This window comes from Desulfobulbaceae bacterium, from assembly GCA_013792005.1.
In the GTDB taxonomy this organism is placed as follows: domain Bacteria; phylum Desulfobacterota; class Desulfobulbia; order Desulfobulbales; family VMSU01; genus VMSU01.
The window spans coordinates 1-13,178 of sequence record VMSU01000123.1; the positions used below are offsets into that span (position 1 = coordinate 1).

At 52.5% G+C, this 13,178-nt stretch carries 11 protein-coding genes; 3 read left to right on the forward strand and 8 right to left on the reverse strand.

The features are described 5' to 3' along the window. Positions 1-33: 33 nt before the first annotated feature. Both FP815_07225 and FP815_07230 read right to left on the reverse strand, forming a co-directional pair. A complete protein-coding gene (locus tag FP815_07225) occupies positions 34-1,629 on the reverse strand; it encodes an AAA family ATPase (GenBank protein ID MBA3014732.1) in 1,596 nt (531 codons plus the stop codon). Positions 1,630-1,641: 12 nt separating this feature from the next. Then, positions 1,642-2,985: an OmpA family protein gene (locus FP815_07230; GenBank protein ID MBA3014733.1), complete on the reverse strand. Its 1,344-nt coding sequence runs from the start codon at positions 2,983-2,985 to the stop codon at positions 1,642-1,644. Positions 2,986-3,340: 355 nt separating this feature from the next. On the opposite strand from FP815_07230, the gene FP815_07235 reads away from it, so the two are divergent. The 3 genes from FP815_07235 to FP815_07245 all read left to right on the forward strand — a co-directional run bounded on the left by FP815_07235 (position 3,341) and on the right by FP815_07245 (position 7,474). Next, the gene (locus tag FP815_07235) at positions 3,341-5,380 is read left to right on the forward strand and encodes a formate dehydrogenase subunit alpha (GenBank protein ID MBA3014734.1); all 2,040 of its coding nucleotides are present in this window, start codon (positions 3,341-3,343) and stop codon (positions 5,378-5,380) included. A gap of 188 nt (positions 5,381-5,568) precedes the next feature. After that, positions 5,569-6,603, forward strand: coding sequence for a 4Fe-4S ferredoxin (locus FP815_07240; protein ID MBA3014735.1), 1,035 nt, complete (start codon positions 5,569-5,571; stop codon positions 6,601-6,603). Between the two features lie 37 nt (positions 6,604-6,640). After that, the gene (locus FP815_07245) at positions 6,641-7,474 is read left to right on the forward strand and encodes an oxidoreductase (GenBank protein ID MBA3014736.1); all 834 of its coding nucleotides are present in this window, start codon (positions 6,641-6,643) and stop codon (positions 7,472-7,474) included. A gap of 228 nt (positions 7,475-7,702) precedes the next feature. Here FP815_07245 and FP815_07250 read toward each other — a convergent pair whose 3' ends face one another. The 6 genes from FP815_07250 to FP815_07275 form a co-directional block, all read right to left on the reverse strand. Then, entirely contained in the window at positions 7,703-8,104 is a 402-nt protein-coding gene (locus tag FP815_07250) for a biopolymer transporter ExbD (GenBank protein ID MBA3014737.1), read from the reverse strand. Between the two features lie 3 nt (positions 8,105-8,107). After that, positions 8,108-8,785 (reverse strand): MotA/TolQ/ExbB proton channel family protein, encoded by a 678-nt coding sequence (locus FP815_07255; GenBank protein MBA3014738.1) that lies wholly within the window; start codon positions 8,783-8,785, stop codon positions 8,108-8,110. A 200-nt stretch (positions 8,786-8,985) separates the two neighbouring features. Continuing rightward, positions 8,986-10,203 carry a hypothetical protein gene (locus tag FP815_07260; protein MBA3014739.1) on the reverse strand — a complete coding sequence of 406 codons (1,218 nt, stop codon included), beginning with the start codon at positions 10,201-10,203 and terminating at the stop codon, positions 8,986-8,988. 227 nt (positions 10,204-10,430) lie between these two features. After that, complete coding sequence (locus tag FP815_07265; GenBank protein ID MBA3014740.1) at positions 10,431-10,820, reverse strand: arsenate reductase ArsC; 390 nt, start codon at positions 10,818-10,820, stop codon at positions 10,431-10,433. A gap of 14 nt (positions 10,821-10,834) precedes the next feature. Beyond that, positions 10,835-12,004 carry a hypothetical protein gene (locus FP815_07270; GenBank protein ID MBA3014741.1) on the reverse strand — a complete coding sequence of 390 codons (1,170 nt, stop codon included), beginning with the start codon at positions 12,002-12,004 and terminating at the stop codon, positions 10,835-10,837. A 51-nt stretch (positions 12,005-12,055) separates the two neighbouring features. After that, positions 12,056-12,661, reverse strand: a complete 606-nt coding sequence (locus FP815_07275; GenBank protein ID MBA3014742.1) for a CBS domain-containing protein — start codon at positions 12,659-12,661, stop codon at positions 12,056-12,058. Positions 12,662-13,178 lie beyond the last annotated feature (517 nt).

The window sequence follows — 13,178 nt, forward strand, 5'->3', positions numbered from 1 at the left end:
ATTTTGGATCATCACACCACCTGAACATGAATATTAATTGACATAGTTTCTCTTCTCCTTCTCTGTCCCGTTCAAGAAAGGTAAATTTTTAAATTCAACCGTGTTGAGCACCGCAACCGCATCCTCTTTTCGGACAAACGTCCCGACATAAACCCGGTAGACCTCAATATCCCCCTGCCTGGAAGCCACAAAAAAAGCATCCAACCCAGCCTTCACCAATTTATCTTTAACCCTCTGAGCATTGTCCACCGCGTAGAAAGAAGCATAATGGATGTGAAGTTTACCATCATCACCAGGGTGCAACATCGACTCCCTGGTGATCTCAGGAAAAACAAGGGTCTGACCAAAGTGGACCTGATTAATATCAACCAAGCCCTCATTGGCCATATGAATCAGGTCGAGTAAAGTTTCGGACACACCCCCATAGATCTTCTCTGCCATGGTCCATAACGATTCATCGGATGGCATACTCTGCTTTCCGGTGACAAAAAGACCTGACCCTTTGGCCAGAGACGGAATGGTTTCCCGCAGCTCATTATCTACCTTTAACGATGACGAAATCTCAGCTTCCTGCTCGCCCCCCCCGCCAGCAAGGTCCTCTTTGACTTTGACTGGTTGAAAACTGTGCTCGACGGCGCCATCATCGCCTTCAACAAGGAGATTAGGCGCCGTTGCCTGGAGAGGCTGTGGCGCAGGTCTTGTTATATCTTGGCCGTTGAGTCCTGCCAGCCCCAATCCCACAAAGAGAGTTATAAATACTGCCGCAATCGACCAGGACGGCCACACCGCAAGAGGCTGCCGAAAAAACTGAACCCCGCTTTTGGGCCGCATCGGCCCCATGTCACTCAACACCTCCTGAATGATTTTTCGACCGATTACCTCTGCCTCCAGGGCATATCCGATCATCAACGCATTGTCACAGATCTGATTGATCACTCGCGGACTTCCTCCGCTCGCTCGCCAGATCAAGGCGATAGCCTGGCTGTCGAAAAGCTCCGTTCCCCGCCCCGACTCTGACAAACGGTGAGAGATGTACCCTAAGGCATCACTCCACGCCAACGGCTTGAGCTGGCGGCTAACCACTATCCTCTGCTGAAGCGACTTCTGCGCCCCCTTGTCCAGCAGGGCATACACCTCGTTCTGACCAACCAAGACAATCTGAATCAGTTTGGCTTGATCCTTCTCGACATTAGACAGGAGCCTAATCCCTTCAAGGCTCTCTTCTGAAAGCAGATGGGCCTCATCAATCAGGAGCACCACCCTCTGCCCTTGGTCATGAATATCGATGAGTTTCTCCGACAAGGCCTCAATAGCGGCAAGAGAAATTTTTTCGGTTGCCGGAAGACCAAGCTTTTGCAGCAGATGGAAAAATATATCGTCAAAGCCCACCCTGGGATTAACTACACTGATCACCAGGTGCTTACCGTCAATCTCCTTGAGCAAGGCCCGTACCAAGGTGGTCTTGCCGGTACCCACATCTCCAGCCAAGAGGACAAAGCCCTTGGCCTCCTCTATCCCGTAAATTAACGAGTAGAGGACCTCCCGGTGCTGCTCCGACAGGTAGAGGAAACTCGAATCCGGCACACTTTCAAACGGACGTCGATGTAAGTTATAAAAATTGGTGTACATCCCAAAAAACGGTTATAACGGCGAGCTGAATTTAAATTCGATACGTCGATTTCGCGACCGTCCCTCCATACTCTCATTGCCGGCCACGGGCTTATTAAAGGCGTGCCAGAACGCCTTAATCCTCTCCTTGGCAATGCCTTTGCTCACCAGATACCCCTGCCCGGCCATGGCGCGTTGGCGAGACAACTGATCATTATATGCCTGAGAGCCGACATTATCGGTGTGGCCTGAAATCTCAAGGGTTAAGGTTTGATTCTCTTTCAGGAATTCAACGACCTTATCAAGGACTGCCATTCCAGCTGGTCTCAGGTCGTGACGATCAAAAGCGAACAGGACATCTGCCATCACCACCAACTTCCAACACCCACGCTCATCCACCTCAGTGCCCGCCTTGGTCCCTGGACACTCATCCTTGGCATCCGGCACACCATCGCCATCGCTGTCACCCGAGGCACCTGTCGTGGTCAAAAATACTTGCCGAACAAAGTCCGCCATTTTCCCGGAATCAAGCAGGATGTCGCCATTCACCGACCCACCGCACTTCCCGGCAGCGGCGATCTTCTGCAACACCTCTCTCCCCATCTCATCATTCCCGATCTGAACGGTATACAGACATACCCGATCAAGATAACGTCCCACCAGCTCTTTGGCCGCCAGCACCTCTTGATCACCCATATCCTTGCCATCACTGACGATAAGGACTGCCATCGGGCCTTCGGCAGCAAACCAGTCTTTGTTGGTATGGATCAAAGTTTGATCGAGGGGGCTTGCGCCATCGACATCAATAATTTTTTGTAAAGCCAGATCGTATTGAGGTCTATCATAGGAAATAGGGCCATAAGCCACCTGGGTGTAAATCGGCGAACCAAAACTCCGGAGAGAGCCGATAAAATCGATCTCCGGGATACTCTTATTGAAACACAGCGCCAGTTCCTTGGCGAATTTGAATTTAGTATGGAGATAATCCCGATGACAACCGATACAACTTTGGCCAACAGCAGTCAAATCCATGACATCAACTTCCCCTCCGCCATGGGACTCGACATGACTCACCACGAAACCGTTGTCGCTATAACTCTGATGACAGTTAGCACAGAGGCTGGATGCGGCATAAGGCTCGGTCATGGACGCAGAGGGATCAAAAATCATCAAGAAATGATCCACCTTTTTCACCATACCGTCGCCATTCCCCACCGGCTTACACTGATCAAGAGGAAAGGAGTGAAAGGTCTTGGCCACCACCTGCATGGCGCCGTCTCCTTTCACCACTGGGGAAGTGGCAACCTGAGTGGCACACCCCACGAGTGTTGACCAACAGCAAAAACAGAGTACTTGAATCAACAGACCATAACGCATTGAATACTCCCCTTTCTTTATGTCTAATTTTTCAGCAAAAATTGATGGCGTCGCAAAAAGTGCGATCTACTGCGTTGCGTGGCGGTTTTGCTCGTTCGGCATACCATATGTATGGCCTCACTCACAAAACACACCCCGCGCCTTGTATATCGCACCTTTTGCTTAGCCATCCCCGGACTTTTTGCGAGATTGTCAAAATTAAGCTATTTACTTGTGGTACAACAACTTTCTGCGCCAAGTCAAGCCGGTTTTATTATTTTTCCGATCAACTTTTTCACATTTGACAAAAGTGCTCAACCTATCATACAGTGTACTGGTCCTCCAAATTGTCACCCATTTGTCATGAGGTTTTCCCATGAAGGATCTACTGACCACCTGTGTCTACTGCGGCTGCGGCTGCGGGATGTATCTCCATGAAGAAAATGGCCAAATTACCGGAGCAGTTCCTTCTCTTAACCATCCAGTTTCACGAGGTAATCTCTGTGTTAAAGGCTGGAATGTCCACGAGTTTATTCACCACCCGGATCGATTAACGACCCCGCTGATTCGCAAAAATGGCCAATTGACCCCGGCCTCCTGGGACGAGGCCATTGCCTACACTGCTGACAAACTGACCACAATACGCGATCAGACCGCAAATCAAGGCCTGGGGGTCCTGGCGTCTGCCAAATGCACCAACGAAGAAAACTACCTCCTGCAAAAATTTACCCGCGCCGTCCTCAAGACCAACAATATTGACCACTGCGCCAGGCTCTGACACGCTCCCACGGTGGCAGGTCTTGCCACCACCTTCGGCAGCGGCGCGATGACTAATTCCATCAACGAGATCGAAGACGCTCAGGTGATCCTGGTCTCAGGCTCCAACACCACCGAGGCCCATCCCCAGGTGGCCCGACGGATGTTCGACGCCATTGACCGAGGCGCAAAACTCATCGTCATTGACCCGCGACGGACACGGCTTGCCGAACACGCTTACATCCACTTGGCCATTCGACCTGGCACCGACATCCCACTGATCAACGCCATGATGCGGATCATTCTCGATGAAAATCTTGCTGACGACCTCTTCATCGAGATGCGGACCGAAAACTTCTATGCCATGCGCGACATGCTCTTTCAGTTGGACCTGAAGGAGACGGCCGCGATCACCGGCGTCCCGCTGACCTTGATCAGCGCGGCAGCACAATGCTACGCCCGCGCCCAGAAGGCGGTGATCTGCTACTGCCTGGGTATCACCCAGCACATCTGCGGCACCAGTAATGTCCAGGCCATTGCCAACCTCGCCATGCTGGCGGGACATGTGGAAAAAGAGTTCACCGGCGTCGACCCACTCCGTGGCCAAAACAACGTCCAAGGGGCCTGTGATATGGGGGCGCTGCCTGGCCTCTTCCCTAGTTACCAGCCAGTGGACAACGAGGAGTATCAGGAAAAATTCGAGACCGCCTGGGGCACAACGCTCTCGGGCGCTCCCGGCTTGTCGCTGATGCAGATGACCCACGGGGGAATCAACGGCCCAATCCGGGGCATGCTGATCATGGGCGAAAATCCGATGCTCAGCGACCCGACGCTAAGCAAGGTCGAGGAGACTTTGCGCAACCTTGACTTTCTGGTGGTATCCGACCTCTTCCTTACCGAGACCGCAAAATTGGCCCACGTCGTCTTTCCGGTGGCCTCTTTTGCCGAAAAAAGAGGAACCTTCACTAACTCTGAGCGCCGGGTGCAGATGGTACGAGAGGTTATCCCGCCGATTGGCTCCTGCCGACGCGACAGCGACATCATCATCGCCCTGTCTCGCGCCATGGGCTATGCCATGAGTTATGACTCAATGGCAGAGGTAATGGAAGAGATCGCCCTTCTTTCACCTATTTACGGAGGAATGTTCCATGATCGGATTAACTCCTCTTGGGGACTGCAGTGGCCATGTTGGGACAGAAACCATAGCGGCACCCCATTCCTCCATAAATACTTTTTCACCCGCGGACGAGGCCGTTTCATGCCCGGCAGCCACCAACCCTCAGCCGAACAGCCAGATGCCGACTATCCGCTGATTCTCAATACTGGTCGCATCTATCACCACTACCATACCGGCACCATGACCAGGAAATGCCAGTCGCTGAACCGGGAAAGCTCCGAAGCCCTGCTCCAAGTCAACCCGGAGGACGCGACCCGCTTTCAACTACGCCAAGGAGAGGTTGTGAGACTCAGCTCACGACGAGGATCAGTCACAGTCACGACCCAACTGACGGAAGAGGTTGCAACGGGCTCGGTCTACACCACCTTCCACTTCACGGAGACCCCCATCAACCTACTGACCACCGATGCCCGGGACCCCAAGGCCCAATGCCCTGAGTTCAAGATATGCGCCGTCCGCCTGGATAAAATCAAAAACGATTGAAGCGCCCCGCATCTGCTTCGCAGTCTCGCTACGCGTACTTAGCTGTCATCGCCCTGCTCACATAGACGAGCTATAGCTCGCAGGCCTCTTTCTCGCATCTGCAGCGCACTTCAATCATTGGCACTTAATTAACAGGATAGAAATGACCGTACAATCAGCATCATGATCACTTGGAGAAAAAGAGAAACATGACTAACCGCTATATCCTCAAAAAAGACCATCTGCCCAGTCTGCTCCGACGGCTGATGAAAGAGTACCGCCTGGTGGCCCCGGTCAAAAACGAGCACGGCGATACCATGTTCTCGGTGATCGATTCCATCGACCGGACCTCGCTCGACCTGGACTCCCAACCCCAGGGATCAATCAAACCCTTCCTCTTTCCCCAGCAGGAGGTCCTGTTCGATTACCAGTGCGACAACACCGCACACTACGAGTTCAACCCGAACTCATCTGCCGAAGCAACAGTCTTTTTTGGCATCCGTTCCTGCGATCTCTCGGCAGTGCTATACATGGACGTGATTTTCTCGAAGAAAAACCGGGACAGCTCCTATTTCCAAAAAAGAAATGAGACAGTACTGATCGCCCTGGCATGTAACGAGCCATTTAACAACTGCTTCTGCAACGCCACCAAGAGCGGCCCCTTCCTTGAATACGGATTCGACCTTCAGTTCACCGATCTCGAGGACCGTTATCTAGTCGAAAGCGGCAGGGCCAAGGGCGAGGAGATCATCGCCCGTTTTCTCCCCTTCTTCACCCCAGCCGGTGAAAAAGACGCCAAGGGCCAATACCAGGCCTTCCTCGAAGCCAGGAGCCATTTCAAGCAGCAGGTCCATGTCGATCAGGTCATCAAACGTCTGAAATCAGGCCCCATCGCCGACGAGATCTGGGCAGAACTCTCCCTCCGCTGCCAGGACTGCGGCGGCTGCGCCTATGTCTGCCCGACCTGCACCTGCTTCACCATCACCGACCTTGAGATCACCCCCTCATCGGGTAAGCGGATTCGATCATGGGACGCCTGCACTTTCGCCGGATTCACCAGGATGGCCGGCGGCCATAACCCGGTTGACTCCCGAAGTCAGGCAATCAAACAACGCTTCCTCCATAAGCTGCTCTACGATGCCCAGGACCACGGGCGGCCAAGCTGCGTCGGCTGCGGACGCTGTGTCGGCATCTGCTTTGGCGGAGTTGACATCATCCGCTTCATTGCCATGGCCTGCGACTAAATTTTGACCTCACCAACAAGGAGTGCGTGTGAAGAATATCGAAAACAACTACCTGCCCTACCCTGCTCAAATCCTCAAGGTGGTCAAGGAGAACTCCCAGATCAAGACCTTTGAGCTGGCCTTTACCGACCAGGACCGCAACAGCTCCTTCACCTACCTGCCAGGACAGTTCATGATGGTCTCCGTCCCCCATAGGGGCGAAGCCCCGATCTCCATCGCCTCCACCCCGACTCGACCTGGCATGATCGAACTGAGCATCCGCCGAGCAGGGACACTGACCAACGCCATGCATACGATGAAGGCGGGAGACACGCTCGGTCTGCGCGGTCCCTATGGCAGACCGTTTCCCCTGAAGGAGTTTACAGGCCGCGATCTGGTCTTTGTCGCCGGCGGCATCGGCCTTGCCCCCTTGCGTTCGTTGATCAACTACTGCCTGGACCATCACAACGAATACGGACAGATCACCCTGCTCTACGGCAGCCGTTCTCCTGAAGACATCGCCTTCTCTGATGACCTGACTGCCTGGCAAGACACCCACTCGATCAAATGCCTGCTCTCGGTCGATAGCGCAGGCCCGGACTGGCATGGCCAGGTAGGCCTGGTCACCACCCTCCTCGACTTGATCACCCCGGACCCGGCACGCTCGTCCGCCATCGTCTGCGGCCCCTCGATCATGATCCGCTTCGTGCTGGCAGCCCTCAGCCGGATAGGCTTTGCCGACACCGACATAATCACCACCCTGGAACGCCACATGAAATGCGGCATCGGCGTCTGCCGCCACTGCCACATGGACCGAACCTTAGTCTGTGCCGACGGCCCGGTCTTCTCCCTGGCCCAACTCCGCGGCATGCAGGGGACGGAACTTTTGTAAGTTTGATGGCGTCGCAAAAAGTCCGTTCTACTGCGTTGCGTGGTGGTTTTGCTCGTTCGGCATACCATATGTATGGCCTCACTCACAAAACACACCCCGCCCTCTGTGTCAATGTAAGCGAGACACCCGCGCCTTGTATATCGGCCCTTTTGCCTAGCCATCCCCTGACTTTTTGCGAGTTCATCAAGTTTAGGAGGTAAACTTTCGCACCTCAACCTAACTTACACGCTATTTCCGTTCAATAGCCAGATACAGGCGGGTGGCCCCATTGTGTTTAGCGATGGCCATGGCGGTCACCACCCGGTCGTAGCGAACCTCCCGGTCGGCCTTGATCAGCACCTCAGGTTTGGCCGCAGCGATCAGTCCGGCAACGACATGGCGGGCCAGATCCTGCTCCCTCACCATGGTGCCGGCAACATAAAAGTTTCCATCCCGATCCACGGTGACAACGACAAGCTGTTCAATGGCCGGTGTCTCCATGGTCACTTGGGGCAACTGAATATCGATAGCTTGCTGGGTGACGAAATTACTGGTTAACAGAAAATAGATGAGGAGCAGAAATACGATATCGATAAGTGGGGTCAGGGGGATAGCGAATTGCCGGCGGCGGCGAGCGGGAAAGTTGAGCATCGGTCACCTCCGTTGCGAAGAGAGCCATGCCTTGACCAGGTAGACGGCGACCTCTTCGTGAGAGGCCTGCAGATCTTCAACCCGACCTTCCAGATAGTTGTGAAAAAATACAATCGGGATGGCGACGATCAGTCCATAGGCCGTGGTCAGCATCGCCTCCCAGATGCCGCCGGCTAAGACCGAGGCATTGACGCGGCCGCCGAGTTCGGCAACCGCCATAAAGGCCTTAATCATGCCGAAAACGGTGCCAAGCAGGCCAAGCATGGTGGCAATATTGCCCAGGGCGGACAGGGTGCCAAGATGACGTTCCAAAAGTTTCAGCTCCCGGCTGACGCTATGGGAAAGAACCAGCTCAAGGGTCTCGCGGTCAGTCGGGTTAACCGCAAGCCCTTCGCGCAAGATCCGTTCGACCGGCGGTATATTAAATTTGGGGGTCTCTTCCCTCTCCAGGAGTCGGGCGCGGGCTTCGGCAAATTTCCCGATGCTTACCAAGTGATAGATCGAGTCGATCAGGTGGGGGTGGATTTTTGAGGCGACCCGATACCGGAAGAACCGCTCAAAGAAAATGGTCATAGCAACGATAGAGCACAGCAGTATCGGCCACGTCAGCACACCGCCCTTTAGCAAGAAGTCCCAAGACATCATCCGCCCCTCCAGGGTATCCAAAAAAAAAATAGACATCACGAACGACCCTCAGGAAATCGTCCTTGATTTCCGAGAGTCACGAGTGGTTGACCTCAATCCATGGACAACGCCTCTTCCATCATCAAGGTAACCTATCTGGAAGATCAAACAGACAAACTGACAGTGGGCACCCTGGCAAATGACACAAGACGGGGTAGTCTTATTTACCCCATACAATCCATACCTTCCCAGAGAGGCTAAAAGGTCGGCATGGGCATGGAGCCCCACTTATGCCCTCCTGACACCTTGATAACGGAAACAACATGGTGGTCCTCGGCATCCAAATCAACAATCATGACAGGGGTTCTCTTCAGGCCCATGGCAAAGACCGTCCCCCCTGCGACGGGCTCACCAAGTTCGTCACCCACCCGTATCAAAACAATGCGTTCAATCTCGTAATCGGTCTCGATTGTCCCTAACGTTTTGAAAAAATTATAAAAAATTTTAAAGAATTCCCCCAACCCGCCACGGAACTTATTCTGATGCCACTCCAATACTTCAGGAAAACGTTTAATCATGTCATCAGAAAAACGACGATCCTGATCAGTTACAATAGCGGTCAGGAAATAGTCTCCGGGGAAGATATAGGCAAGATTCGGTTTTTGGTCTGCCATCACAGCCCTAACCTGCGGTGATGCCTCAAGGGCCTGGTAGATAGAAGTAACTTTCTCCACCGACGCTGGAAAAACAGGCAACAGGACCAGATTCTGCCGAACTACAATAGGCAGCTGGTTAACAGCGTATTGCCTGATGGCCATGGCTATGACCATAGCGAGTGCCATCGACAACAGGTATACGACCAGGACACTCAACCATTTGGGCCGGATCCAGGCAAAGAGGGCCTGATAAATCTTGTCGCCCGGCTCTCCAGGGAAAAACATCGGAGTACTCTTCATATAGTCCGCATAACCGCCAGGGGCCTCCAACAGCATCCGCCACTCTTCGTTGCGCGCCAACAAGTAGTAAACAAAAAGCATGGTGATGTAGAGGATCAGGATGATGAAACGAGGCCAATAAAGAAGAAGACCAAACCCGGAAATTGCCAGAAACAGGTACTGGGGATGCCGGATCTTAGAGTAAAAGCTGAACCGGACGACCCCTTTACCGGTAAACCGCCCATAGTAAAGTGGAATGGCAGCGAAAAAAAACAGCGCCATCCCGACAACCAGCAGAATCTGGAGATAGGAGATACCGAGGACCAGCGGGTCATCGAGAAAAACCATGTGGGGAAGAAAAAATTCCGTGAGCCAGCTTAAGGCGGGGTGAGCCGAAAAAAACTCCAGGATCGGCCCATACACTGAATAGAAATAAAGGGCAAAAGGAGAGATCATGATCACAATTTCGATCCCAATCAAACCATAGGCGAACGCCGCACTCCATACGAGCCAGGTGTTCTTTGTCTTTCCCGTTATCATGCCCCACCTCCATTGATGGTTGGATATTTAAATGGCAAAGGACTGAACCAGAAACCAAAACTCATCGCGCACCCGATTACCCACTGTAACAAGAAAGATCAACGAAGGCAAATACCAGGAAAGAGCGAGAAGAAAAGGAAGGAAGGAGAGAGAGGACACCGAGTTCAACTGTGGACCGGCACAAACGGATAAAAAAGAAGGCTCCAGAACAGAGCGGGGATAAATAGTTACGGCAGGCCAGCGATCAGCTGCCGCACCAGGCGTTCAATCTCGTCGCAAACAGTGCGATAGCCGTATTCGTCCATCTCCCTCGGATCCGGCAGCTGCCAATCAAGTCGCTGCCGGGAGGAAATCAAGGGGCAGTCATCCCCGCACCCCATGGTGACCACATAATCCCACGACACAATACCAACATCAGCCAAACTTTTAGGAGCATGAGTTCCAAGATCGTAGCCCCGTTCGGCCATCGCAGCCACGGCCTTAGGATTCACCGCCGTGGCCGGATTCGACCCGGCGCTGGCAACTTCCACTTTCTCTGCCCCCTCGATCCGGGCAAAGGCCTCAGCCATCTGGCTGCGATTGCTATTTTCAATACAGACGAAAAGAATGCGAACCATGAAAGTAGCAGACGTTACTTCTCTGGCAGGGTCACCACCGGTTGCTGAAGGGTAAATTTCCCTTCCTGGATCCACTGTTTCAACGTCTCGGCAATTTCACGGGCACCAACCATGCTGGAAAGCGGCGCAGTCGGCACATCCTGTCCGTTTACCTGGATCATGCCGCTCTTAAGCTGGGCATACGACACCTCGCCATAGTTACGATTGACCCGATTAGCATAGTCATAACCATAGTCGACGATCTGAGTGTGCAAATCGGCATCTGAGACCCCGGTAAACCCAGCCATCTCCTCATTCAAGATAGGAATAGGAATACCCATGCCTACTGCCAGAGAACAGCCGTAGCCCTGCAGACTGACCCCCTTTAGCCATCGAGGAGACATCCCCTTCAAATCACCCTGAACCATGAGCGTCCCGGCCGGTCGGCGGGGAGAGCCGTTATCGGATCGAAGGGCCGTCGGGTTATGCTGGGTGCCATGCCAAGTGACATAACCAATCCCACCACCAAGAAAGATCCTGGTGCCTAGGCCAATGGTTCGATAGAAAGGATCATTAAACAGTGGGCTCAACTCACCGGCGCTGCAATAGGTGGCGCTGCGACCGCCCGACTTCAACGTTCCCATATAGGTATAAATCGTCTTCTCTGACAAATTAACCGCGCAGTTGTAATTCTGATAGCAATTTCTAGGATTAAACAGCATGGCATAGGGAAGATCATGTAGAGTAATCTCCTTCTCCATGAACTTATTGGGGTAGCAATCAGTGCCGTATCCTGTGGCCCGAAGCACAACCTTCTTTCCTGCCACCAGATCCTCGATGACATGCCCGCCGCCGTAGCGGAACTCACCCGGGAACACCTTATTCAAAGGATCATCAGCCGTAGACTCCGTGGCGCCAAGATAGGCATCAACCGCGGCCAATCCGGCATAGGAGGGAACATTATTCATCGACACAGTAGAGGCCTTCAATGTCGGAGTGGCATGGCCAAAGTTGAAAATCAACCCGGAAGAGCACATCGGAGAGAAGGTCCCAGTGGTCACCACGTCAACCTTGGCCGCAGCCTTGACTTTCCCTTCCTGACGAACAATATGCACCATCTCCTCGGCAGTAACAACCACCGCCTCACCAGCCTTGATCCTGGCGTTGATCTCCTCGTATGTCTTATTTACCTTAAAACCACTCATCATGCTCACCTTGGTTATACGTATCAAATCATCTATTACATCAAGCGCAAGTTAGTCCATCACCGACAGCACTTGATGTCCCGCAGCTTCCAACGCCTTGACCAACGGATCGGCATCACAATGCTCCAGCCGGAAATAATAGACCTTCCGCTTCCCCTCCTTACTGTCCATCGCCACATTGACAATTTCGCAATCGTGGGATTTGATGATCTTGGTCACCATTTCAATGCCTCCGTGCTCCTCACTGACCAGGACATCGATCCTGGTAGTCGACTTAAGCAGGCCCATCACCTCAATAAAAGCGGACAACAGATCCGAAGCAGTGATTACACCCACTAACCGACCGTTTTCCATCACCGGGAGACCGCCAATTTTCTTGTCATGGATGAGCCGGGCCGCATCTTCAATGCTGGCTCCGGCTTCGATGGTTCTGGGGTTGGTCACCATGACTTGGTGAACCGGAATATCCTCAATCATGGAGGGAAATGAAAACTGCCGAAGATCGCTCTCTGTAACAAAACCCACCAGATCGCCCTCATCGTCAACAACCGGCAGGTGGCGAATATTGTACTGTTTCATCAGTTGAGCCGCCTCTTGGAGGAGGGCCATCCGGTTAATAGTAATCGGATGTTTATGAATCCAGTTTTTAACTTTCATTGTTTCTTACCATTAATTATTGAAGTTACCCTTGCAAGACAGACTATTTAAAATCGTCCTGCCCAAATACACTGAATAATCCCATAAAGACATTTCAAGCCACTGATGACCTTGAACTCCCACAATCTATAACACCACATTCTGGCAGAAAAAAAATCATAACCGTTCACAGTGCTGCAGAACGTTTACGAAAATTCAAAGAAACCCATTCACAATGTACCACCTTCAGATGACAAAGCGAATCCAGCGCCAAGACTGTGGAATGGACACAATGATCATGCCAACATTGATGATCTTTAGAATATAATCGCTATTATTGCAAGGCAGGAAGAGACAGAAACCAAAGAGAAATCATATCTGCCATTCTGTTTCCCAAACAAACAGGAGTTAAATAACACTGATGACAACCCATGCATCCGGACTAACTTTTGATGACGTCGCAAAAAGTCGGATCTACTGCGTCCCCGTCCAACACCAGCGGGGATTGAACTGAATTGCGTGGAAGTTTTACTCATTC